The following is a 23,402-nucleotide window of genomic DNA, read 5'->3' as shown; positions in this document are numbered from 1 at the left end:
CCTTACGAATCTTGACTATCAAACTTGATGCGGGGATCCACCAATACGTAAGCAAAATCGCCCAGCAACTTGATGAACAATCCGACTAAGGTAAACAGATATAGCGTGCCCAGTACCACCGGGTAATCACGGCTATTAATGGATTCAAATGAAAGCAGGCCCAGGCCATCCAGCGAGAACAAGGTCTCAATCAGCAGGCTGCCGGTAAAAAAAGCCATGATGAACGTAGCAGGGAAGCCGGTGATCAAGGGCAGTAAAGCATTTCTGAACACATGCTTCCACAAGACCTGGCGCTCGGACAAACCTTTGGCACGCGCCGTCAGCACATACTGGCGGCGAATTTCTTCAAGAAAGGTGTTTTTTGTCAGCAGTGTTTTGAACGCAAACGTGCTGACAACGGAAGCCGTCACCGGCAAAGTGATATGCCACAAGTAATCGGTGGTTTTGGCCAACGGGCTGAGTTCCGCCCAGTTATCCGAAGTTAAACCGCGCAGCGGAAACACGTCCCAGAACGACCCCCCGCCAAACAGTACAATCAACAGCACACCTAATACAAAACCAGGAATAGCGTACCCAAACAGCACCAGGAAACTGGTGATAAAGTCAAAACTGCTGCCGGCCCTGACCGCTTTGGCGACGCCTAATGGCACGGCGATCAGGTAGGTCAGTGTAAACGTCCAGATGCCCAGTGCCACTGAAACGCCTAATTTATCCTTAATCAGATCCCAGACACTCTGATTGCGGAAATAACTCTCTCCCAGATCGAAGTGCGCATAATTCACCAGCATCTGCCAGTAACGTTCCAGCACAGGCTTATCAAACCCATACAAAGCAGTGAGTTGTTCAACCTGCTGCGTATCGATGCCCTGCCTGCCACTGTAACTCCAACCACCTGTGCTGGAAGAACCATCAGCACCTGAGCGTGCGTCTTGTGCATCAATTTGCGCAATGGCACTATCGACCGGCCCACCGGGCACAAACTGGGTCACCAGAAAAGTGAGTGTCATCACCCCGATCAGGGTGGGTATCATCATCAGCAAGCGTTTTAACAGGTAATGCCACATATTATTTTCTAAGAGATCAAGGTTGATGACTACATCGGGTCGATGAGGTATTGCAGTTTCCGTACCAACTGTTGATTTCTTTTTCAGGCGACAATGAAATTAAACTTATTTATTTAAAATCATCAGCTTATGGATTTTTAAAGACAAAATCACGAGAGAAGTGGAACTGGGCGTGTGATGCGCTGCCAACAGCTGCGGATGGCAGCTGTTGCAGGAAACACATTTAAATCAGTGACGGGGAGAGCTAAACCAGAGTCGACTGATCAAACCATCTTTTTGCACAAACTGGTGCCAGACAAATGCGGCAACATGCAGGCTCAGCAACCCGGCCAACACATAGGCGGTCACACCATGCCAACCCATGATCTGGTGTGCCAGATCTTTATCGATAGCAAACAGCGGTTCCCAATGAAACACAAACAGGTTAAAGCCATGATTAAATGCGCTCGCTAACAAGCCTACGCCTGGCACAATCAGGATCAGCGCATAAATAAAAATATGCGCATAATGTGCCAACTGCACTTGCCAGCGGCTGCCCGGCACATGATCCGGCACGGCATGCGTGAGGCGCCAGTAGATTCTGAACAGTACCAGCGCAAATACAATGAGACCGAATGACTTGTGATAGTTGTAAATCAGTTTGCGCAGCGGCGTTTTAGGCAGGTCAGGCATCAAGAAACCAACCACTAACAGGCCAATAATTAACAGTGCCAACAACCAGTGCAGCACAATCGCGGTGTTGTTATAACGTTTTGGAGACGTACTCGTCATGATGTTTCCTTTATTAATAAATCACTGATTGTTTGCTGTATTTCAGTCATTGAGAAAAAAGTGCGCGCCGCGCCAGCCTGTAGCAAAATTCGCTGCGGCGTAAGTGCGGCATAACCAAACACCGGCATGCCCGCTGCAACCGCGGCTTTCACTCCAGTAGGGGTATCCTCAATCACCAGGCAATGTGCCGGACTCACTCCAAACATGGCGGCCGCTTTTAAATACACATCAGGTGCAGGCTTGGGTTTGGACATGTCAGTTGCACTCAATATCTTTCCGGCAAAGTAGCCTATCAGGCCGGTGAGCGTGAGCATGGTATGTACTTTTTGCGCTTCACTGTTTGAGGCCACACAAAATGGTATTGTCAATTGATTAATCAGTGCCTCAACTCCATCAACGGCCCTGACCTGTTGCGCCAGCGCCAGATCGCGTTTTACTTTATATTCCGCAACAAAGTTACTCCCCAATGCCACACCGTATTGATCATGAACCATCGTTAAGCATTGCTCCAAAGAGTGCCCAACAAACCGTTCAAGTAAATGATTGAGCGTGATGGGCACACCCGCTCGATTGAGCGCTTCTAAAAAAACCCGATTAACAATTAACTCACTATCGACTAGTACGCCGTCACAATCAAAAATAATCAGCTCAACCGCTTGCATCAAACAGCCGCTATTTCTGATAAGGATTAGAGGGGCGATTGAGGCCGAGGTTGTCACGATATGTGCCCGCGCTGTAGTCCTTGCGAAAAATGCCACGGCGCTGTAACTCGGGGACCACAAGTCGTGTGAAGTCTTCAAAACCTTGCGGCAATAAAGGCGGTACCACGTTGAAACCGTCCGCACCTTTTTCGACAAACCATTGCTCGATGAGGTCGGCCACCGTTTTCACTGAACCGATGGCTTGCAAGTGGCCGCGCGCGACGCGGAATTTGAGTACCAACTGGCGAATGGTCAGGTTCTCGCGACGCGCCAGCTCTAACTGCTGCAAGAATCTGCCCTTACCATTTTCGCTAGGCTTGTAAGGCAGGTCTGGCAAAGGCTCATCCAGGGGATATTGGCTTAAGTCATAGCCGCCAAATTCGATATGGCTGAAATCGACTGCCGCTTGCAGCTCGCCAAATTTATCCTGCGCCTCCTGGTCAGACTCGCCCACGACGACAGACAAGCCAGGAGAGATTTTGAGTTGATCCGGGTCACGGCCATATTTGGCCATGCGCCCTTTGACATCAGCATAGTATTCCTGCGCGACCTTGAGCGAAGTCGCTGAGCAATAGGTCATTTCTGCATGCTGAGCGGCAAATTCGCGCCCGGTCTCTGAATTGCCTGCCTGTACGAACACAGGGTAGCCTTGCAATGGTCGCGGAAAATCCAGCAGGCCTTCAGACCGGTAATATTTACCTTGAAAACTCACCGGATGCGCACTGTCAGCATTAAAGTACACGCCCGTTTTCTGGTCGGGATGGTCAAATGCATCATCATCCCAGCTATCCCACAAGGCTTTGGTCAGTCCAACAAACTCGGCCGCACGGGCATAGCGCTCATCATGCGCGCGGTCTTGCGCCAGGCCAAAATTGGCGGCGGTGGCACCACTAAACGACGAGACAATATTCCAACCCGCACGACCGCCACTCAAGTGATCCAGCGAGGTAAATTCCCTGGCGATATTATAGGGGTCAGAAAAATTGATATTCACCGTCGCCACCAGGCCGATATGTTGCGTAGAAGCCGCAATCGCTGACAGCAAGGTGAGTGGCTCAAACTGGTAGCTCAGGCCATTGCGACCTGTCTGCGGTGTCACTTCAGCCGACCGGCCAATAAAGTCAGCCAGAAAGAAGGTATGAAATTTGGCATCTTCTGCCAGTTTGGCGGCGCGCAACCACCAGTCAAGATTAGGGCGGCCATCATCTTTAGAGCTAGGATGACGCCACCCGGCAGGGTGGTGGCCAAAACGCTGAAAAAACACATTGAGAATAAGTTGGCGGGCGGTGCTTGCCATGATGGTCCTGATCTTGTTTAAATAAAATGGCTGCCCAAAGCAGCCGGTTGAGGTGATAGGTGGTGTATGGCAGCAATGACGGCTGCCATGCGCTCGGCCACCGTCAGGTCTTGCTCAAGAAGCAATATCTGGCATGTCCGCTCAGCCAGCCAGGCCTGATGCTTCGCCAGGCTGCGACCTTCTGCCTGACCTTCGTCATACTGTGATGCCCACGTTAAAAAAGCTGGATCGACTTTGCCATAGCGGGCAACTTCGCGTTGATGCAACCGCGCCACTCGAATACTGGCGGGCAGATATAAAAATACGATAAGGTCGAATGCATTTTCAATTTCCGGTCCCCACCCCACCAGCGACCCCGACACCACCACGCCTGTTTCAGCGTTAAGATCCGTGAGGAGTAACGCTTGCCGTTGCGATGGCGGCCGCTTTTCCTGATAGGGCGGATGTGTCGGCAGCCAGTAGTAGTGATCGGTATCCAGATGCCTGAGTGATAAGGTGCGGCCAAGCGCCTGCCCCAGCGTGGTAGTACCACTGCCTGAAGCGCCCATGATGTGGATTTTCATGTTGCGTAGACGCCAGATATCAGCAGACTTATGATGCCGCTTTCAGTGCTTGAGGCGCCGCGGTATTGGCATTTTCCGGCCGGTTTAAACCCAGATTCTCACGGTAGGTTTTGCCTTCATACTCTGTGCGGAAGATACCGCGACGTTGTAACTCCGGCACCACCAGACGCGTAAAGTCTTCCAGGCCTTTGATCGAATATGGCGGGACCACATTAAAGCCATCTGCTCCTTTTTCCACAAACCATTGCTCTATGGTGTCAGCCACGCTTTTCGCCGAACCGATCGCTTGCAAATGACCACGCGCCACGCGGAATTTCAGCACCAGTTGACGAATCGTCAGGTTTTCACGGCGGGCTAATTCGAGTTGTTGCTGAAAACGGCCACGGCCATTCTCACCCGGATCATAAGCCAGGTCTGGCAATGGGCCATCGAGTGGATACTTGGATAAATCCTGCCCGCCAAACTCTAAATCCGAAAAATCGACCAATGCCTGCAACTCACCATATTTGTCCTGCGCTTCCTGATCCGTTTCAGCGACAACGACATTCAAACCAGGCGTAATTTTGAGCTGGTCTTCAGCGCGGCCATATTTGGCCATGCGTGATTTCACATCGGCATAATAAGCCTTGGCCACCTCTAAAGACGTGGCCGAGCTATAGGTCATCTCGGCTTCGCGTGCAGCAAATTCGCGACCAGTCTCAGAATTACCTGCTTGCACAAATACCGGGTAACCTTGAATCGGCCGCGGGAAATCCAGCAGGCCTTCTGACTTGAAATACTGGCCGTTAAAATTGACCGGATGGCCCGCAGCCGGATCATAAAATTGCCCGCTCTGGCGGTTAGGGTGATCAAACGCATTGTCATCCCAGCTATCCCACAACGCTTTGGTTAAGTGGATAAACTCACTGGCGCGCTCATAGCGCTCCTCATGGGTAATCGGTGCTTCTATGCCAAAGTTTTTGGCCGTGACAGGATTCAATGACGACACCACGTTCCAGCCCGCGCGGCCACCGCTCAGGTGATCAAGTGAGGTGAACTGGCGCGCCACATTGTATGGGTCAGAAAAGTTAGTATTTACTGTCGCTACCAGGCCGATATTTTTGGTCTGAGAAGCAATTGCCGACAGTAAAGTGAATGGCTCGAAGTGAAAGTTATTTGGGTTCTTGACGGACTGTTTGTCTATCACACCCGAACGACCAATAAAGTCAGCCACAAAAAAAGTATCAAACTTGGCGGCCTCGGCAATCTGGGCGGCACGTATCCACCACTGCAAATCCGGGCGCCCGTTCTCCGTCCATGTCGGGTGCAACCAGCCTGCCGGATGGTGTCCGTAACGTAACAAAAATACATTCAGGGCCAATTGCCTTTTTTTGCTCTGACTCATGATCAACACTTTCAATAAAAAGTCGGGACAAGCTGACCTTGCCCCGACTGACAGAAAAATAAAATTAAGCTGCTTTTTGCTTGAGCAGATCGGCAATAAAACGTCCGGAATATTGCTTGGCTTTTTCTACCAGGCCGGTGCGTTTCCATTGCACTTCGAGTGCACCCGGCGTGTACTCTTTGGCGCCACCGACTTGTTCAGCCAGTGACTGGAAGCGTGCAGCCTCTTCAATCAGCAGTACCAGCTGTGAGGTACCGATAATGCCCTTGCCCCAGATATTGGCGCCACCGTTGGACTCCAGCAAGGCTGGCGGTGGTGCCAGCTCAGGATGTTGATCCAGGCGCTCGGAAATAATCGACAACACGCTGCGGGTGCGGTCAAGATGGTTAGGAATCTCGCGCGCCAGCAAATAACGCTGCGCCGCCACATACAAAATCGGGAAGTTGATTTGCGCCAGTGACCACGCCGCCAGGTAAGGCGTATGCGCATGAATCACGGTGTCGGCATCGATACGGGATTCATGCAGGATGTGATCTTTCTTTTCAGAGAAAGTATCAATGCTCACGACTGGATCACGTGAACGCTCCCATGGCCATGGGAAGCGGATATTGAGCAATTTATCCTGGCCTGGGATTTTGTGCGTGATGTGGTAAGTCCAGGTCGCGGACAAGGTGCCGGTTTCTTTCAAAAAGTTGAAAGAATGCAAAGCATCGGCCTTGGCCTGCTCTACATATTTGATTAAATCTGAATCTGTCACGATTTCGCTCATGGTTTAAGTCTCCTGTTTAAATAACTTACGCGGCTTGCGCAGCTTCAAAGGTTGTAAATTCCGGTTGCTGCTTGACCAATTGCGCAGCCCGTTGCAGCGGCGCCGGATCTATCCAGTCCTGGATATCAAAGTCGTGTTTAATGTAGCCCCAGTCACGCAGGAAATTCTTCTGCACTTCCAGGCCTTTGACATACTGCTCACTCAGCGACGGCGTAAATGAAAGATGTACATTGGCACCATGCGAGGCAATCACTTCAGACACACTGGCACTCTGTGCCTCGGGGGTCAGTAGTTGCAACACCTCTTGCGGATGCGCCTTGGCCCAGATGGCAGTGCGCAACAGCACCGCCAGGTAGCGGTCTACAATATCCGGGTGTGATTGCAGAAAAGCACGATCGACCGTCACAGGTCTTGGCGTACCATTATTGACACGCACCAGTGGATCAGGATGTTCATTAATATTGATTAATTGACGATAGCCAGGCGTGTTGGCCAAACGCACACCACGTGCAAAGCGTACAAAAATGGCATCGACCTCGCCCGCGTTCAATGCCTCCAGCTCAACATGGCGGAAGCTGTTGCGCTCGGCTCTGGGGCCATCGCTCAAATCATAACTGGGCGCAGGAATATCTACCCATTTGGCATCCTGAGGGGTGAGGCCATGCAAGGCGAATGCCGTGGCAAAGCCATGTTGTGCCGCGCCGCGCTGGAAATCAATCACGGCTTGCGCATGGTCTGGAATCGCCAGCCGCTTACCTTTGAGGTCGTTGATGGTATGGATCTCGCTATCCTCACGCACAATAATGCCTTGATACTCATCCAGCCAGGTGATGCCGACCACCACCGTATCGTGACCCTGGCCTTTGGCCCAGATCGGCGGAATATTGCCACCTTCGCGGAACATGCCGGACTGCTTGTGGTGATAATGGGAATTTCTGACTTCCAGGCTTTCAGAGTCGCGCAGCGAATGTAGCTGTGTGCCTGGCCCGGCGAACTCTTGCTGCAACCATTGCTGGCGAATCGCCAGCGCGGAAGCCGTTGCTGCGCCGCAGCGTGTGTACCACAAATTGATGCGCTTACTTTGGTCGGATAAGGGTTGACTCATGGCAGCCTCTGTCGTGATGTAAATAACAGGCTTAATGGCAAACAACATGCCAACTTCCTCCATACGGCCTGGCGCCATCACCGCAACCCAGTATCTGCCTGATTTCTCATCACTATTGCAAACAAGCAGATCGCCCGCCTCAAACGAGACAACAGCATCACTACCAACATCCAACTGCTGTCATGGCAACATGAGCACACCTGTTTTGTTGCTGCTGCAACAAATATCCACGCAAATGGCTGGTATGCCATTTGCTGGCGAAAGCACACCATCTATCTACCTCATACAGGAAGCCTTATTTATGTCTGCTTTACCAGAAACCTCACTCAAGCAACTATTCACTGCCGCCCATAGCGAACACCAATTCAACCAGACTCCAGTCACCGACGACTTGATTCAACAGCTATACGACCTGGTGAAACTGGGCCCGACCGGCTTCAATGCACAACCTGCCCGATACCTGTTTATCCGTAGCCGCGAACAGAAAGCAAAACTGGCACCTCACCTCGCCTCTTCCAATCGTGAAAAAACCTTAGCAGCGCCATTGAATCTGATTGTGGCTTACGACACCCAATTCCATCATGAACTGACCGAGCAATTTCCCGCCTATGACGCACGCAGTTTTTTTGAAAAATCACCAGACTGGATCACACCCACAGCCACGCTCAATGCGGCGCTACAAGCGGGCTACCTGATTATCGCCGCCAGGGCACTGGGACTCTCCGTCGGCCCGATGTCCGGATTTAACGCAGCAGATGTCGACACCACCTTCTTTGCGGACGGTAAATACAAATCTTTCTTACTGCTCAATATTGGTTTTATTGACGTGCCCACCAGTCAAAAACGTGGCCCCAGACTCCCCTTCAAAAAAACCGTTCACATTATTTAAAAGTGTTTGTTCAGCAACATTCCGACTGGCAACTGTTTGCGTGGGATGTTGCTGACAAAACAATTTGCACTATTCAAGCCACATCATATAAAAATAATTTTTCATTAAAAATCATACAGTTAAAAACATAAAAAGTGATTGGCATGATTCATGCCCTTGAGCTTTCAACACTTTCTTAAGTGCTTCATCTCAACTCAAGGGAACATTATGAAAAGAACTAATGAGAGCATCGGCGCGCAACAGCCGAGCAATTTATGGAAACGAAGAACCGTCAAAGCCGCTGTGTTAAGCGCGTTTGCCGGTTCATTGGCACTCAATCCAGCCTGGGCCGCCGAAGAAGAAAAAGTCGTTGAAAGCCAGGAAGCACAAGCTGCAGAAACTGCTGAGAACAATGACAGTAACAAGAAATCTGAAGAAGGCCAGGCACAAGAATCTGCACTGGGTAGTGTGACAGTCACTGCGAACAGACGTAAGGAAAACGCACAAAAGATCGCCACTCCGATTACTGTGCTTAAAGGCAAAGACCTGCTGAACCAAGGCGTGGGCCGTTCTGCACAGGAAGTATTCAACTACGTGCCTAACGCCACCGCTGTCGGCCAACAACATGGTCGTCCACGCTGGTGGATTCGCGGTGTCGGTGCAGGCCAGCAACAGCAAGACATGACCAGCCCAATTGGTTTCTACCTGGATGAAGTTTATATCAGTAACGCATCAGCAACTGGCTTCCCGATTTTTGACTTGGAGCGCGTAGAAGTTCTGCGTGGTCCACAAGGTACTAAATACGGTAAAAATACCACAGGTGGTGCGGTTAACATCATCTCGCAAAAGCCTTCCCTAAAAGAAGGTAAAGCTGACGATTACATTAAGGCCGATTACGGTACGTTCAATGACAAGGTATTACAAGGTGCTTTCAACGTACCACTGATTGATGACCGCCTGGGTGCACGTATTTCTGTTTACCAGGAAGACATTGATGGCCGCTTTAATAACCAGTTCCGAGGCACTAAGGATGGCGGCCTGCAAGACGGTGCCATTCGTGGTCAGTTATTGGGCAAAATCTCCGATGATGCAGAAGCATTATTGAATGTGCACTACCGAAAATACAAAACGCAAGGCACAATCACCAACACCAATAGCTACAGAGCAGATGGTTTGTTACGTGGGAACTATGTGCCGAGCACGGGTTATAATGATGTCAGCACCAATGCAGATAACTGGACGGAAAGCTCCCAAACAGGCGGTAACTTAAACCTGAAATGGAATGTCGGCAAGCTCGCTTTGACATCAATTACCGGGTTTGAGGGTTTCAAGAACGAAGGTCTGACTGATAACGACAATACGCCTCTGGAAATTTCACGCCAGCATACGGACAGCGAGTCGCGTCAGATATCACAAGAGTTTCGCATTACTTCGCCGCGTGAAGACCAGTGGAACTGGCTGGGTGGCGTGCACTTGTTTAAAGAAACGATAGACTCCCTCACCCAGACAGGGAAACTGCCTGCAAGCCAGGTCGCAAACTCCAGCGTCGCCTCGTCTGGCCCTTCGGTCACCTACAATGATGCAAAGCTTAAACATGAAACCACAAGCTTCTCCATCTTCGGCAACACAACCTATAACTGGACGGATGATTTCGCGACTTCTGCCGGTTTGAGCTGGAGCCGCGAGAGAAAAGAATATGACTTGGTTCGCAGAGCCTCAAGCGGAACTGGTTCATTTAGTAATTTGGGACATTGGTGGGACTCTTATACCGGTAATTTTGCAGCCGCATCATTGACCTCCGGCTCCTATAATGTCAGTGACTCAGCCACCTGGGATCGCTGGAGTTATGACTTCACGCCTGAATACAAGCTGTCACCAACTGACCGTGTCTTCTTCAAATATGCGCATGGTATTAAGTCTGGCGGCTTTAACACGGCTGCGACTAACCAATTAGCATTGAATCAGGTTAAACCTGAGCAATTAGACTCTTACGAAATCGGTTACAAATCAGAATGGTTAGCGGGTCGCCTGAACTTCAATGCAACTGCGTTCTATTATGACTATCAGGACATCCAGGTAAACGTAGTTGGCCAGAATGCACAAGCAGGCGGTACCGTCTCTTACCTGCAAAACGTAGACAGTGCAAAAACCTACGGTCTGGAACTGGAAGTGCAAGCTTTGCCAACCAATGACTGGTTTGTCAGTGGTAGTCTAGGCTTACTCAGCACTAAATTTGAAGATGCCCAGATTCTGAACAATGGCGGCAACTTCGATGGCAATCGCCTGGTACGTTCACCTAATGTGACAGCTAACTTGCTAACAAACTACACATTTCATGTCGATAACGGTGCCAAAGTCGTATTGGGCGGTGATGCACGCTTCCTGTCCAAACAATACTACTATGTGACTCCACAAGGTGTAGATAGCACCGGCGTATATCGCTCAGGATTGGAGCAAGGGGCCTTCACCATTGTGAATGCGCGTATTTCGTATGTCACACCAGGTAATAAATACACAGTGACTGCCTATGCCAATAACCTGTTTGATAAGCACTACCTGCAACATTCAACACCAGCTTACAGTGCAGGCCAAAGTATCTTTGGTGACAATGTCATCCAAGGTGCGGTCAGAACTGTAGGTGTGTCTTTCGCAGCAGCGTTCTAACGTCTGTAAAAAACACCTTTGTCAGCGCCAGGGCACCTTGTGTGTTCTGGCGTTTTTTGATTGGGCCTTAAACAAAGGAGGACTGCTTGAAGTCCTATATCAATACACAAGAAAATGGGCTGCATGCGCCATCGCCGCGCGCACCTTTCTTTCAATTAAAACAACCCTTGCTACGCTGCCTTGCACTCTATGCGTACATGCCGTGGCAATTCAGTTTCACTGCCCTGCTGTTTATCCTGGTCAATGCGGGGATGGCATGGCAACTGTGGCTAGTGGGCCAGATTGTGCAATCCATCCATATTGGCGAATTTATTACGCGCAATGCGCAGGGTGTGCTTGATGTGAGCAATGCCCGTCACTGGCTGACACTGCTCATTGGTGTGGCTGTTGGCCGCGCTGTCTTGCAATATATCGGTGGCGTGATGTCACTCATTATTGGCCAGGAGTTGTTATATATCCTGCGCGAACGCATTTTGCACCAGGTACAACGTTTGGACCTGGCCTATCACTGGCAACATGGCATTGGCGAAATTGTGACGCGCACCACGCGCGATGCCGACAAGGTGCGTGACGCCCTGATTAACTTCTGGCGCCAGGTATTTGAGGCCACCATCTGGGTGCTGATCTCTGTGGCTGTCCTCAGTGCGTATCACCCACTGATTGGTTTAGGCACACTACTGCTGGTCGTTGCCGGCATGTGGCTGTTCGTCAAACACACCAACACGCTGGTGATTCTCGACCGCGAAGTCGGCAATGCTTATGACCAGGTAAACCAGGAGCTGAGTGAAGGCGTCAATGGCATCCGTGTGATTAAAGCGTTCGGGTTGGAGTCCGCCCGTACCAAACACTTTGCCAGCCTGGTCGATACTTTTGTCACCCATGCGCATACCGCACTGGCGTTTGCCGCCAAAAGAATTCCTTTACCACAGATTGTGATTGGCTTGAGCCAGGTTTGGATTCTGGCGTTTGGCGCCTATCTGGTCAGTAAAGGTAGCTTGAATATTGGCCAACTGGTGGCTGCCTTGCTCATCGCCAATGCCCTGGTGTTCCGCGTCGAAGGTATCGGCCGCGTGATGCAGGTGTTTGCTGATGCCCGTTCATCAGCCACCCGCATCTGGGAGCTGCTGGATGAAGAACCACATATTCTGCCTGGCCCGCACACACTGGCGACGCAAGCACTGGGGTTTCGTTTAACTAACGTAACAACCCAGGCACCGAATAGTGACCAGGCCATTTTGCATCATTGCAGCCTGGAAGTCAGCCCGGGTGAAACCGTGGCCATCGTCGGTGCAACCGGCGCAGGCAAGAGCTCACTGGCCGGACTACTGCCACGGTTGCTGGATGCCAAGCACGGCAGTGTAGAAGTAGGTTCAGCCTGGGCAGGCTGGCATGATGTCAAAACCTTAAATCTGCAACAGCTACGTAAATCTGTACACGTTGTGCCACAGGAAAGCTTCCTGTTTTCTGACACGCTGGCGGCCAACTTACGCCTGGCTAAACCGGATGCCACCGACGAAGAGCTGTTACAGGCGCTGCATCTCGCCGCCGCCGATGAAGTACTGGAAAAGCTCAGCGATGGCCTGCAGACAAAAATCGGCGACAGAGGCATCACGCTATCGGGTGGTCAACGCCAGCGCATCAGCCTGGCACGCGCTTTTTTATCGGCGCCATCGATACTGGTGCTGGATGACTCCACCAGCGCACTGGATGCCATTACCGAACGCAAGGTGCTGGATAACATCCGCAACTTGCGCCACAGCAGCGGCAAAAATACCACGGTGCTGATTATCGCCAGCAAACTTTCAACCATTTTACTGGCAGATCGCGTCGCAATGCTGGCTGAAGGCCGCATCATCGCCGAAGGCACGCATGAGGACCTGATACAAACACATTTCGCTTACCGCGATTTAGTTGGAGTGCAACATGGCTGAAAAATTAAGACAAGAACGCGCGCTGAATGACATCGAGCTTGAGCAGGCGCTAGCGAAAAAAAGCCTGGACCGTAATATGTTCTGGCGCTTGCTGCCATTATTGAAACAGGTCTCAGGCAAAGTAACGGCGGTTATTCTGCTTGAAGCCTTGCTGGTCGGCGTGATTTTTATCCGCCCCTGGTTTTTACGCGAGGTGATTGACCACGGTTTCATTCAATCGGCGCAAGGCATCGTCCTCAATACACCATTGCTAGTGTGGATGAGCATAGGCATGGGCCTCAGCTGGATCGTACGTTTTGGCGTGTCCGGCTTATCGCAATACCTTTCCGGCAGCGCGGCCGTGCATATCCTCAACAGTTTGCGCGTACAGGTGTTCGCACACCTGCAACAGCTAAGCATGCGCTACTTCGACCAGACCAAAGCCGGGCGCATTATCTCGCGTGCTGACCGTGATATTGATGCACTGGAGCCGCTACTGATTCAAGGCCCGCCAGAGCTTCTGTCTGCGTTGTTACGCTTTGTGGTTGCCAGCGTTGCCTTGTGGGTGATCTCACCCAAGCTGTTACTCGCCCTGGCCAGCATCGTGCCAGTGCTATTTGCCGCGACCTGGTTATTTAAACGTATCTCTGAAAAAAACTGGGCCAAAGTGGCCGAGGCCAGGGCGCGCTTTACCGCCCACCTGGTAGAAACCGTGTCTGGCGTACGCATTATCAAACAAACGGTCGTTGAGGAAGATAACGCTACCCGTTACCGCGCGTTATTGCACGACTTCAATACCATCCTGATTAAAGGCAATCTCAGATCGAGCTGGTTTTTACCGCTGACACAAGTACTGAGCACCGTAGGCATGGCCTTTTTACTCGCGACCGGCAGTTTGGGCATTGTCGAGCATGAAATGACCGTCGGCCAGATCGCGCAGAGCCTGTTTTACGTGCAGCTGTTTCTAGGCCCGCTACAAGAGTTGAATGACCTGTTTGAACGTTATTCTACGGGCGCCTCTTCAGCACAGCGCATCTTCCTGTTACTGGATACCGAGCCTGAAATTGTGGACCCGGCAACGCCACAACTGCCGACGGTGCGTGGCCATGTTGCTTTTAATAATGTGCATTTCAAATATAACCCGCAGGCTTCTCACTACGTGATTCAGGACCTGAGCCTGGACATCCCGGCCGGGCAAGTGCTGGCGATTGTCGGGCCAACCGGCCACGGCAAAAGCACGATTGTGCAGTTGCTGACACGTTTTTATGAAGTGAACGCAGGTGAAGTGCTGGTTGATGGCATCAATGTCAAAGATTACGCACAAACCAGCTTGCGACGTAAAGTCGGCCTGGTGTTGCAGGATAATGTGTTATTCAGTGGCACCGTACTGGAGAATTTGCGACTGGCCGCACCTGACGCCAGCGATGCCGAACTGATACATGCGGTCAAAGAACTGGGCGCCGATGAAATTCTAGAGCGATTGCCGCAAGGGTATGCGACGCAAGTCGGACCGTTGGGCGCGTTTCTGAGCCACGGTCAGCGGCAGTTGGTGTGTATTGTCAGGGCCTATCTGGCAAACCCGGCCATCCTGGTGCTGGACGAAGCGACCTCCGCCGTCGACCTGCAAACAGAGCGTAAAATCCAGACTGCCTTCAGGCATTTATGCGAAGGTCGTACCGCCATCATCATCGCACATCGTTTATCAACCATCCGTGATGCGGATGCCATTGCCGTGATTCGTGATGGCCAAGTGGTAGAGAAAGGCTCGCATAGCCAGCTGATTGCACTAGATGGCCATTATTCGGGCTTATACAAAGCCTACCAGGAAGCCTCTGAGGCATCCCTGGCCGCTTGATGCTGTCAAACCAACAGTTAGCCGGGAGCGGATGTTGCACAAGCAACAAAGTGTCCGCTCCCGTGCAATACAAAAACAGCTATCTTTTTGATTATTAATAGAATTAATCGCTGGCACGCTTCCTGCAATTGATTGAGTTCCCAAGTCGTATTCACTCACAATCAGGAGACAAGCATGTCCGCAGATAACAAAATTGACAGCATTTGGTACACCCGCTGCCCGGTGCCAACCCCACTCGGCCTCGCCGCACGTGAAGGCTGGTTTAGCAGCGAGTTTGTACAGGACGGCATCACCATCAACACCCTGCAGGAAACCCAGGATCCGGAACTGCTGGAGTCACATTATGACCATCGCCTGCCACACTCTTTCCGCCAGGGCGGCAACGTGCCAGCGATATGGGCCAAGGCCAGAGGCACAGACACCAAAGTCATCGGCCTCAACTGGGTAGACGAAGCACAATTGATCGTGACGCTGCCAAATTCAGGCATTACAAAAGTTGAACAACTCAAGGGCAAACGTATTGCGCTGCCTGTACATGACATCAGCATTGATCACCAGCGTGCCAGCGCTTTACGCGGCATTGTGGTGAGCCTGGAAGCCGCTGGATTGACACCGAAAGACGTAGAGCTGGTCGATATCCCAGTTGAGAAACAACCGCCAAGCATCAGCTGGGCAGCAGGCACGCGTGCTGCCTATGCCGCGGAGTACAAGGCATTAGAGAGCGGCCTCGTCGATGCCATTTATGTGAAAGGTGCCCGCGGTTATGAAAGCGCCAATGCCCATGGCGTCAGCATTATCTACGATGTTCGTCAGCATCCCGATCCTATCGTGCGATCAAACAACAGCGCACCGCGTCCAATTACTGTCGACGCAGCGTTGCTGCGCGACCGTCCTGACCTGGTAGTCCGTTTCTTGAGCCGCATTGTAGATGTGGCTGAATGGGCAGCCAAACATGAAGCTGAAACTGTGGCCTATATCGCCAAAGAATCTGGTTCAACTGACGAGTGGGTACGCAAAGCCTACGGTGACGACGTGCATCTGCATCAAGGCACCAACCTGGATGCACAAGCGATCGCCGGGCTGGAGGCCTACAAAAACTTCCTGCTAGAGTGGGGCTTCCTCAAAGGTGACTTTGACGTCAACGCCTGGATCGACCCGGCACCACTGGCAGAAGTGTTCCGCCTGAAGAAAAAAGCCGCTTAATCCACCAGCGCATATCGACAGGTATTGCCGACCGGGAATACCTGTTGTTTCACCCACACCAATAATTGACATGACACATGGTTGCCGAGATTCCCAGCCCGATCGACTTAAAGCAAACGGCAGATGCCGAGGAGTGGGCACGCACGGCATTGATCAAGCGCCCGGCGCGAACTGAATTTATTGCAGCGTTTACCGACATCGCACGACAACATGCATCACAGAAAAGCATACGTATCCTGGAGCTAGGCTCCGGCCCTGGTTTCCTGGCCGAACACCTGCTGCGTACATTTCCCCAGTGCCAATATATTGCACTGGACTTTTCACCAGCCATGCACACATTAGCCAGGCAACGGCTGGGTGTGTCTCTGGACCCCACAAAGAAACCGATTCAGTTTCTAGAGCGAGACTTTCTTGATCCGAATTGGGTGCAAGGCCTAGGCCAGTTTGACCTGATAGTCACCATGCAAGCAGTGCATGAACTACGCCACAAATCACGCACCAGTACCCTGCACACCCAAGTGAGAGGCCTGCTCAATAGTCACGGCCACTACCTGGTTTGTGACCATCATACGGATACAGGCGGCATGCACAACACCGAGCTATACATGTCCATCCTGGAACAACAATCATCTTTGGCAGAAGCTGGCTTTAACCATATAGAACTGATTCTGGAGAAAGCAGGCATGGCACTGCACCGTGCGCACTGTCATTAGGGCTGTGCGTTGATGCCAACACCAGCCTTCACAACCGAACAACCATATCAAGCAAAAGGAGTTTTATCATGACCCTCAGACTAGGTGACATCGCCCCGGACTTTACACAACAATCCAGCCAGGGCCCGATTTCTTTCCACGAATGGCTGGGCGATAGCTGGGCCATCCTGTTTTCACATCCGGCTGACTACACGCCGGTGTGCACCACCGAGCTCGGTGCCACCGCCAAACTGGCGCAGGCATTCAAACAGCGCAATGTCAAAGCCATTGCACTGTCGGTGGATCCGGTGGAATCGCATCACGGCTGGATCAAGGACATCAATGAAACACAATCCACGGATGTGCAGTTCCCCATCATTGCCGATGCCGACCGCAAGGTGTCGACCTTGTATGACCTGATCCACCCCAATGCCAGCACCACGGCCACCGTGCGTTCAGTATTTATCATCGACCCGCACAAAAAAATCCGCCTGACGCTGACTTACCCGGCCAGCACCGGGCGTAATTTTAATGAGCTATTACGCGTCATCGACTCATTGCAACTGACTGAATACCACAGCGTCGCCACCCCGGCCAACTGGGAAGACGGCCAGGATGTCGTGATTTTGCCGTCAATCACAGACCCGGTCGTGCTTGAAACCAAATTCCCCAAAGGCTACAAAACCGTCAAGCCCTACTTACGTCTGACACCACAACCGAATAAATAAGCGGTGGATACAACGGGCCGGTGTTACCTCCGGTCCGCCCCACCCGCACGTATTGCCGAGAACCTATTCATGACACGATTAACACAATTATTGATGACCGCTTTATGCTTACTCAGCCTACCGGTGCAAGCAGTCGATGCAGTGAACGTCGATACCCCGCGTGGCTCACCAATCAGTGTGGTTGCGAATTTCCCTGAAGGGAAAGGCCCTTTTCACGCAGTGATTCTGGGGCCAGGCACCGGCACCATGAAGCAAAAAATCAATGAAGTGGTGGAACGCGAACTGCTAAAGCATAACATTGCCGTGTTCCGTTTCGAGTGGGCATTCTATGTGAAAGACAAAAACGGCAAACCATCAGATACTGACCGCTCACCAGAGATTGAAGACTTTACGACCGTCGTCGCGCTCGCCAAAGCCGACAAACGCGTGGATCCCAACGCCATCATTGTCGGCGGAAAATCCCGCGGGACGGTCATCGCCTGGCAGGTTCTGCGCAACGACTCAACGCTTAAAGGCATCTTGCAACTGACACCAGTTTGCAGCAAAGAAGGCTTTACCGCCGACCAACTATACCCAGACATTGCCAACGAGCGCAGGCCCTCGCTTTGGATCGCTGGCGATGCAGATTCCGCATGCAACCCGAAAACACTTTATAGCTTTCTCTCGCGCGCCGGAGGCCCTGCCAGGGCAGCGATTGTGATTGGCGATCATGGTCTGGCAACAGAGCCAACCAGCCAACTGACAGCACAGCTATCTGCCGACTTCATATCAGCGGCGATTAAATAAAGAAATATATGCCATGCGCAAATTAAAAATTGTTGTGTTGTTTGGCGGCACCAGCGAAGAGCGAGATGTGTCTATCGCCAGTGCTGCGCAAGTGATTCCAGCACTGAGAGAAAAAGGACATGAAGTCATTGCAATGGATACGGCGACTGGCGTGCTTGGCAAGCAACAAGAGGCTAAGCTACTCACGGAAAAAGTTGCAGTGCTGCCGCCAGATGCAGATTCACTGGATCTGATCCACCATGCTCAAACACATATCCTGCCACCACAAGACCTCACCAACGTAGATGTCTATTTTTTGGCTTTGCATGGCGGCAGCGGAGAAAACGGCAGCATTCAGACCATTCTTGAATTAGCCAATATTCCATTTACCGGCAGTGGCTCGCTTGGTAGTGCCATCGCCATGGATAAAGATATCTCGAAGCGACTATATTTGAATGCAGGCATTCCGACGCCCGCATGGTGCATGACCTCGGACTACAGTCAGCAAACCTTAAATGCCTTGGGTTTACCACTGGTCGTCAAACCAAATGCACAAGGCTCTACGGTGGGTTTATCTATTATTCACGCTTATGCAGAACTCGATGCAGCGATTGATTTGGCCAGTCGTTTTGGCAATGAAATCATGCTCGAGCAATTTATTGCTGGTAGAGAATTAAGTGTTGGAGTGCTTGATAATCAAGCCCTTGGCGTCGGGGAAATCGTGCTTGAACCTCATGCCATTTTTGATTATGAATCCAAATATCAATCTGGGCAGGTCACAGAAATATTTCCTGCCGATCTTCCTCCTGCCATTTATAAACAAGCACAAGAGCTCGCGTTACGAGCGCATAAGGCGCTCAAATTACAAGACTATAGCAGGACAGACTTCAGGCTCGACTCACAAGGCAAACTCTGGTGCCTGGAGACAAATACGTTACCAGGGATGACATCCACCAGCCTGATGCCGCAATCAGCGGCCGTGATGGGAATTTCATTTGCTGAGCTTTGCGAGAGAATATGTCAGTTAACCTTAGAAAAATCATAGTCATTTAACGCGTATCCTCACTATCTTTTAACCCTGAAGACTAAATCTTTTCGTGAAAATTAGTTTCACCTTTTTTCCAATAAGCAGCCGCCTTCATTAACTCTTTAGGCTGACCTTGTTCAAGTAAAACATCCCTGACCTGCAATACAAAAGTATGTTCACCAGCAACCCAGCTAAAACCTTCACCCTCTGGCAACGACATCTCTTTAATCATATCAATTAGACTCTGATGTGAGTCGCCCCATCGAATGACTCTTGCAGTTGAACGATCAAACTCCCGACGATCATTCTCTTGCTCAATTTGAATTAAAGCAATCACATCTGCCTCTAGCGGCAACTCTTCCAAGCGGCGAGCCACCGCAGGCAAACTGGAAGAATCTGCAATCAATAAATGCCAATCAAAGCCCTTGGGAATAATTCTGGAGCTTTTAGGCCCGGCAATGATGGCCTGGTCTCCCGGCTTAGCATTCCTGGCCCAGTCCGAAGCATCACCATGTGCATGCAGCGCAAACTCAATGGCTAACTCTCGCGAGGCGGTGTCAAAACTACGTGGCGTGTAATCGCGCCTGACCGTTTCGCCTTGGCTATTGGTAAAAATAAACTTGATATGGTCATCAAACGACAGGCTGTTGAATTGCGCCAGTAATGGCCCGGTAAAAGTCACCGTGACAAATCCTTCGCTTGTGTGATCTACTTTCAACACTTCAACAGGTCTTTGTTGCAATTCAAAGCGGACTCTCTCAAACTGATGCTCTTTGATAAACATTTCCACCACACCTTATTTAGTTGATAATATCAACCATGATGATCAATAAAGTAGACATTGTCAACAATAATCCGGATGATACGCATCAGGTTTTTGAAACCATCCACCGGCTGATGCACATATTCCGCGCGCGCCAGTACCGCCTGATACAAGACAGTGGTGTCGACCTGACCCATATGCAGCATAAAGTATTAGGTTACTTTGCCCGGCACCCAGACGCGACGCTGAGTGATTTGGTAGCGGATTCTGGTAAAGATAAAGCGCAGATTGCACGGCTGATTACCGAGGTGCGCGCGAAGGGGTTATTGGATGCAAAACCTGACCCGTCGGATAAACGAGTCTCGCGACTTTCGCTCACGCCCTCTGGGGCAGAGGTTTTTGAAAGCCTGAAAAAAGCAGAAAGACAACTGTCTGATTTAGCAGTACAAGGACTCTCAGAGGAAGAGTGCAACGTGCTATTAACGCTTCTCGGCAAAATAAAAAACAATATATCCACACAGCGCGCTAACTAAAACCTCTGTCATTCATCCAAAACCACTTCGTCACCTACCCGCACGATTCCAGGGACAACTACCTGGGCATAAACACCAAACTTCAGCCCAGCAAACTGACTGATGTGCCTTAATACGCCAGGTTGCTCGGGCAACTCACCCTGGGCAAACGCCACCATTCCACAACGCTCAGTCTGTGCATTGATCAATAGACGCACTTCATTGCCTAATCGTAATTGCTTACCGACCCATGTTTCCTCCACCCGTCCGACTCCAGGCCACTGAATCACTATATTTGGACGAAACCGTGAGGAATGAACCATCGCATCAGGCAGCGCTGCTTGTAACCAGCGCAAAGAGGCCGACGTAATCAGATGGATGGGCCCGGCATCGAGATGAGAGACGTCAGCCTCCTTTGATAACGCCACAGGCTGGCCCAATGTCGCAGACAGAATTCGGTTAATCGATGGTGAGTCTCCACGTATCACCTCACCTGAAGGAAGGCGCAACTCGGGCACATCGCCACAGTAACGTGTGGAAAATCTAAATAGCCCGTCAATTTTCTTAAAACGCCGGGTATTCTTGCCACTGCCAAATTTGCCAGAAACCTCTCGAATAGCATACTGGCGATCACCGTCAACCCCTCTAGGCTCTAAGCGAAGCGAATCACACAACTCTCCCAGCATGGATTTGACTGGGTAACGCCATAATTCAGCAATAATATTCAATTTACTTTCGCCTTAATGAATTATGTTAGCAATCATCTAGAGAAACCCAGCAGCATGCATAAGTACATAGGCCTTATGAATGGAAATCAACCCAAAAACTACCATAGTGACAGCCAACGCTTTCATCACTAACACATAACCGCGACTTTCAAGCGCTGACTTGAAAAAAGCAGCAAGCAATGCCATGGCAAATTTTGATGCAATAAGTGTCAATATGGTAGTAATCACAAACACTGTACTTTCCAGCGCAGTACCTCTGAGTATATAAGCCCCGCCGACAGTAAACCAGAACAAGTAGGGGCTAGGGTTTAGCGAATTAACTTTTACCGCTTGAAGGATTGAGCTTTCTGTTGAGAGTTTTCCTGCCAAGGAGATGTCTTTAATTGCTAGTATTTTCCTGGCTAACCAAATCAAATATAACCCGCCGGCTAACCCAAGCGAAGCCACAAATAGATGAATACTTTTGAAGTTTGACAATAACCACAAAGCTGCAACGATAATTGGGCCATCCGTGATAAGTGGCGCTAAGCTTGCTCGGAACCCACTGAGCAGTCCTTTTGCTAGCGTTTGCTGAATGACAATAATTCCAAGCGGACCGGGCTTGAGCCCAGCAGCCAATCCAAACGAAAGTGCTGAAAGAAAGAATTCACTCATATCGTAGGCCTTGCGTGTTACTAAGATTAGAGTCGTGCTTAATCTTGGTGGAAGGATCGGGCGGGCATATGTGCAAGGTCTGTAAGTAGCGAGGGCAGCTTTAGCATATCGTCAAAGCATAGATGTGTTTTGGAGCGCGCATCGCCATGCTTGGAATATTGCAACGCCTTCATACCTGCAGCTATTGCTGCCTCAACACCGACCTCGCTATCTTCTACAACCACACATTGGTAAGGCTTAAAACCCATGACCTTGGCTGCATGTAGAAATAGATCAGGCTCTGGTTTCCAAGAGCCAATATCATATGAACTGAAGAGATCGTCACCAAAATAAGAAGCTAGACCACTTACCTCTAACGCCTGGCGAATTTTCAGAGAAGGTCCGCTTGAGGCAATACATTTGGGGCAGTCGATCATTTTTAGCATGTCCAACACTCCCGGCATCGGTTTCAACTCGCCTGAAAACAATTCGGCCACATGCTGGCGATAATGTTGCTCAAATATATCAGGCAGCCTCTGGCCAAGGCGGCTCTCCAAGTCGGTCAGAATGGGTGCCAGCTTTTTGCCACGGTACCGCTGCGTTAATGACTCCACCGTATCATTTAGCTGTGGCAATAGATCAAGAAACGCCTGATTGCAAAGTCCCTCGCTGTCTACCAGGGTGCCGTCCAAATCGAAAATCACACAAATACCAGTCATTCAATATCATGTCCTGCCATGATTACCCCGGAGGCAATGTACTTTCCAAATATGCCATTGAACGAGTCGGTATATTCAGGTGCTCTAAAACAAGTACACCGCCATTTGACAGCTGCCAGTCATAGAAGTCTGAAAAATCGCCTTTTGCCAGTGCCCGTATTGTTTTTGCCACGAAGCCGTGCGCAATCAGTAAAACCGTCTTGGTAGCATACAGTGTTTGCAACTGATGCAGCCCCTGCTGAACACGCATCACCACATCAGCGATTGACTCACCATTGGTGGGCCCAATAGCCCATTGCCGGGTGATGTTTCTCGCCCAAAGCTGCGGATAAAGGGTGCTCGCTTCGTTTTGAGTGAGGCCTTCAAATATGCCAACATCACGCTCAGTGAAACAATCCATGGTTTCCAACTTAAGACCGAGATGATGATTAAGAATATGGGCCGTCTGTTGAGCCCTCAACTTAGGGGAGACAATCAGCACATCTATCCTTGCAGGAAATAGCGTTTGCAAAGCTTCCGCCTGTGCCATTCCTTGCTCGGTCAGTCCAGATTCAAACGCACCTAGATAGCGATGTTCAACATTGGCAAATGTTTCCCCATGTCTGGCAACATATAAATTCATATGGAATCCAGTCAACTATCCAATCTCTGAATCTCAAGAGTGAGACTGATTTTCTCTAT

Annotated in this window: 23 protein-coding genes; 10 read left to right on the top strand and 13 right to left on the bottom strand. The window is 50.6% G+C overall.

Annotated features, from left to right (window positions below):
- Positions 1-2: 2 nt before the first annotated feature.
- The 8 genes from GQ52_RS07940 to GQ52_RS07905 all read right to left on the bottom strand — a co-directional run bounded on the left by GQ52_RS07940 (position 3) and on the right by GQ52_RS07905 (position 7,828).
- A complete protein-coding gene (locus GQ52_RS07940; protein ID WP_019883237.1) occupies positions 3-1,064 on the bottom strand; it encodes a microcin C ABC transporter permease YejB in 1,062 nt (353 codons plus the stop codon).
- Between the two features lie 228 nt (positions 1,065-1,292).
- Positions 1,293-1,835 carry a cytochrome b gene (locus tag GQ52_RS07935; protein ID WP_047516549.1) on the bottom strand — a complete coding sequence of 181 codons (543 nt, stop codon included), beginning with the start codon at positions 1,833-1,835 and terminating at the stop codon, positions 1,293-1,295.
- A complete protein-coding gene (locus GQ52_RS07930; RefSeq protein ID WP_047516546.1) occupies positions 1,832-2,497 on the bottom strand; it encodes an HAD family phosphatase in 666 nt (221 codons plus the stop codon). The genes GQ52_RS07935 and GQ52_RS07930 overlap by 4 nt, the downstream gene beginning before the upstream one ends.
- A gap of 10 nt (positions 2,498-2,507) precedes the next feature.
- A complete protein-coding gene (locus GQ52_RS07925) occupies positions 2,508-3,833 on the bottom strand; it encodes an LLM class flavin-dependent oxidoreductase (protein WP_047516544.1) in 1,326 nt (441 codons plus the stop codon).
- Between the two features lie 17 nt (positions 3,834-3,850).
- Positions 3,851-4,396, bottom strand: a complete 546-nt coding sequence (locus tag GQ52_RS07920; RefSeq protein ID WP_047516541.1) for an AAA family ATPase — start codon at positions 4,394-4,396, stop codon at positions 3,851-3,853.
- A gap of 28 nt (positions 4,397-4,424) precedes the next feature.
- The gene (locus GQ52_RS07915; RefSeq protein ID WP_047516539.1) at positions 4,425-5,780 is read right to left on the bottom strand and encodes an LLM class flavin-dependent oxidoreductase; all 1,356 of its coding nucleotides are present in this window, start codon (positions 5,778-5,780) and stop codon (positions 4,425-4,427) included.
- Positions 5,781-5,844: 64 nt separating this feature from the next.
- Positions 5,845-6,549, bottom strand: coding sequence for a class II aldolase/adducin family protein (locus GQ52_RS07910; protein WP_047516536.1), 705 nt, complete (start codon positions 6,547-6,549; stop codon positions 5,845-5,847).
- Between the two features lie 25 nt (positions 6,550-6,574).
- Positions 6,575-7,828, bottom strand: a complete 1,254-nt coding sequence (locus tag GQ52_RS07905; protein WP_235273059.1) for an ABC transporter substrate-binding protein — start codon at positions 7,826-7,828, stop codon at positions 6,575-6,577.
- A 16-nt stretch (positions 7,829-7,844) separates the two neighbouring features.
- Here GQ52_RS07905 and GQ52_RS07900 point away from each other — a divergent pair, with 16 nt between their 5' ends.
- From GQ52_RS07900 to GQ52_RS07860, 9 genes are all read left to right on the top strand, one after another.
- Positions 7,845-8,543: a malonic semialdehyde reductase gene (locus tag GQ52_RS07900; RefSeq protein WP_235273058.1), complete on the top strand. Its 699-nt coding sequence runs from the start codon at positions 7,845-7,847 to the stop codon at positions 8,541-8,543.
- A 207-nt stretch (positions 8,544-8,750) separates the two neighbouring features.
- Positions 8,751-11,186 (top strand): TonB-dependent receptor, encoded by a 2,436-nt coding sequence (locus GQ52_RS07895; protein ID WP_047516533.1) that lies wholly within the window; start codon positions 8,751-8,753, stop codon positions 11,184-11,186.
- Between the two features lie 86 nt (positions 11,187-11,272).
- Positions 11,273-13,117: an ABC transporter ATP-binding protein gene (locus tag GQ52_RS07890; protein ID WP_047516530.1), complete on the top strand. Its 1,845-nt coding sequence runs from the start codon at positions 11,273-11,275 to the stop codon at positions 13,115-13,117.
- A complete protein-coding gene (locus GQ52_RS07885) occupies positions 13,110-14,951 on the top strand; it encodes an ABC transporter ATP-binding protein (RefSeq protein WP_047516528.1) in 1,842 nt (613 codons plus the stop codon). Before GQ52_RS07890 ends, GQ52_RS07885 begins: the two co-directional genes overlap by 8 nt.
- A 174-nt stretch (positions 14,952-15,125) precedes the next feature.
- Complete coding sequence (locus GQ52_RS07880; RefSeq protein WP_047516525.1) at positions 15,126-16,154, top strand: ABC transporter substrate-binding protein; 1,029 nt, start codon at positions 15,126-15,128, stop codon at positions 16,152-16,154.
- Positions 16,155-16,231: 77 nt separating this feature from the next.
- Entirely contained in the window at positions 16,232-16,867 is a 636-nt protein-coding gene (locus GQ52_RS07875) for a trans-aconitate 2-methyltransferase (RefSeq protein ID WP_047516522.1), read from the top strand.
- 68 nt (positions 16,868-16,935) lie between these two features.
- A complete protein-coding gene (locus tag GQ52_RS07870; protein WP_019883248.1) occupies positions 16,936-17,574 on the top strand; it encodes a peroxiredoxin in 639 nt (212 codons plus the stop codon).
- Positions 17,575-17,643: 69 nt separating this feature from the next.
- Positions 17,644-18,360: a S9 family peptidase gene (locus tag GQ52_RS07865; protein ID WP_047516519.1), complete on the top strand. Its 717-nt coding sequence runs from the start codon at positions 17,644-17,646 to the stop codon at positions 18,358-18,360.
- A gap of 13 nt (positions 18,361-18,373) precedes the next feature.
- Complete coding sequence (locus GQ52_RS07860; protein WP_047516516.1) at positions 18,374-19,384, top strand: D-alanine--D-alanine ligase; 1,011 nt, start codon at positions 18,374-18,376, stop codon at positions 19,382-19,384.
- A gap of 40 nt (positions 19,385-19,424) precedes the next feature.
- Here the strand turns inward: GQ52_RS07860 and GQ52_RS07855 are convergent, their stop codons facing one another.
- Positions 19,425-20,150, bottom strand: coding sequence for a siderophore-interacting protein (locus GQ52_RS07855; RefSeq protein ID WP_047516513.1), 726 nt, complete (start codon positions 20,148-20,150; stop codon positions 19,425-19,427).
- Positions 20,151-20,185: 35 nt separating this feature from the next.
- Here GQ52_RS07855 and GQ52_RS07850 point away from each other — a divergent pair, with 35 nt between their 5' ends.
- Positions 20,186-20,662, top strand: coding sequence for a MarR family winged helix-turn-helix transcriptional regulator (locus GQ52_RS07850; RefSeq protein WP_235273057.1), 477 nt, complete (start codon positions 20,186-20,188; stop codon positions 20,660-20,662).
- Positions 20,663-20,670: 8 nt separating this feature from the next.
- On the opposite strand, the gene GQ52_RS07845 is transcribed toward GQ52_RS07850, so the two are convergent.
- Genes GQ52_RS07845 through GQ52_RS07830 form a run of 4 tightly spaced genes read right to left on the bottom strand, consistent with a single transcriptional unit; the run spans position 20,671 to position 23,343 of the window.
- Positions 20,671-21,369 (bottom strand): MOSC domain-containing protein, encoded by a 699-nt coding sequence (locus GQ52_RS07845; protein ID WP_052179056.1) that lies wholly within the window; start codon positions 21,367-21,369, stop codon positions 20,671-20,673.
- A gap of 36 nt (positions 21,370-21,405) precedes the next feature.
- On the bottom strand, positions 21,406-22,023 hold the full coding sequence (locus GQ52_RS07840) for a LysE family translocator (protein WP_047516507.1): 618 nt from the start codon (positions 22,021-22,023) through the stop codon (positions 21,406-21,408).
- A gap of 38 nt (positions 22,024-22,061) precedes the next feature.
- Positions 22,062-22,721, bottom strand: a complete 660-nt coding sequence (locus tag GQ52_RS07835; RefSeq protein ID WP_047516504.1) for an HAD-IA family hydrolase — start codon at positions 22,719-22,721, stop codon at positions 22,062-22,064.
- Positions 22,722-22,743: 22 nt separating this feature from the next.
- Positions 22,744-23,343 carry a histidine phosphatase family protein gene (locus tag GQ52_RS07830; protein WP_047516501.1) on the bottom strand — a complete coding sequence of 200 codons (600 nt, stop codon included), beginning with the start codon at positions 23,341-23,343 and terminating at the stop codon, positions 22,744-22,746.
- Positions 23,344-23,402: the final 59 nt, after the last annotated feature.

It is taken from the genome of Methylophilus sp. Q8 (assembly GCF_000800115.1).
Classification (GTDB): Bacteria; Pseudomonadota; Gammaproteobacteria; order Burkholderiales; family Methylophilaceae; genus Methylophilus.
Note: the sequence above shows the minus strand (reverse complement) of the source record. Positions and strands in the feature narration are given on the sequence as shown.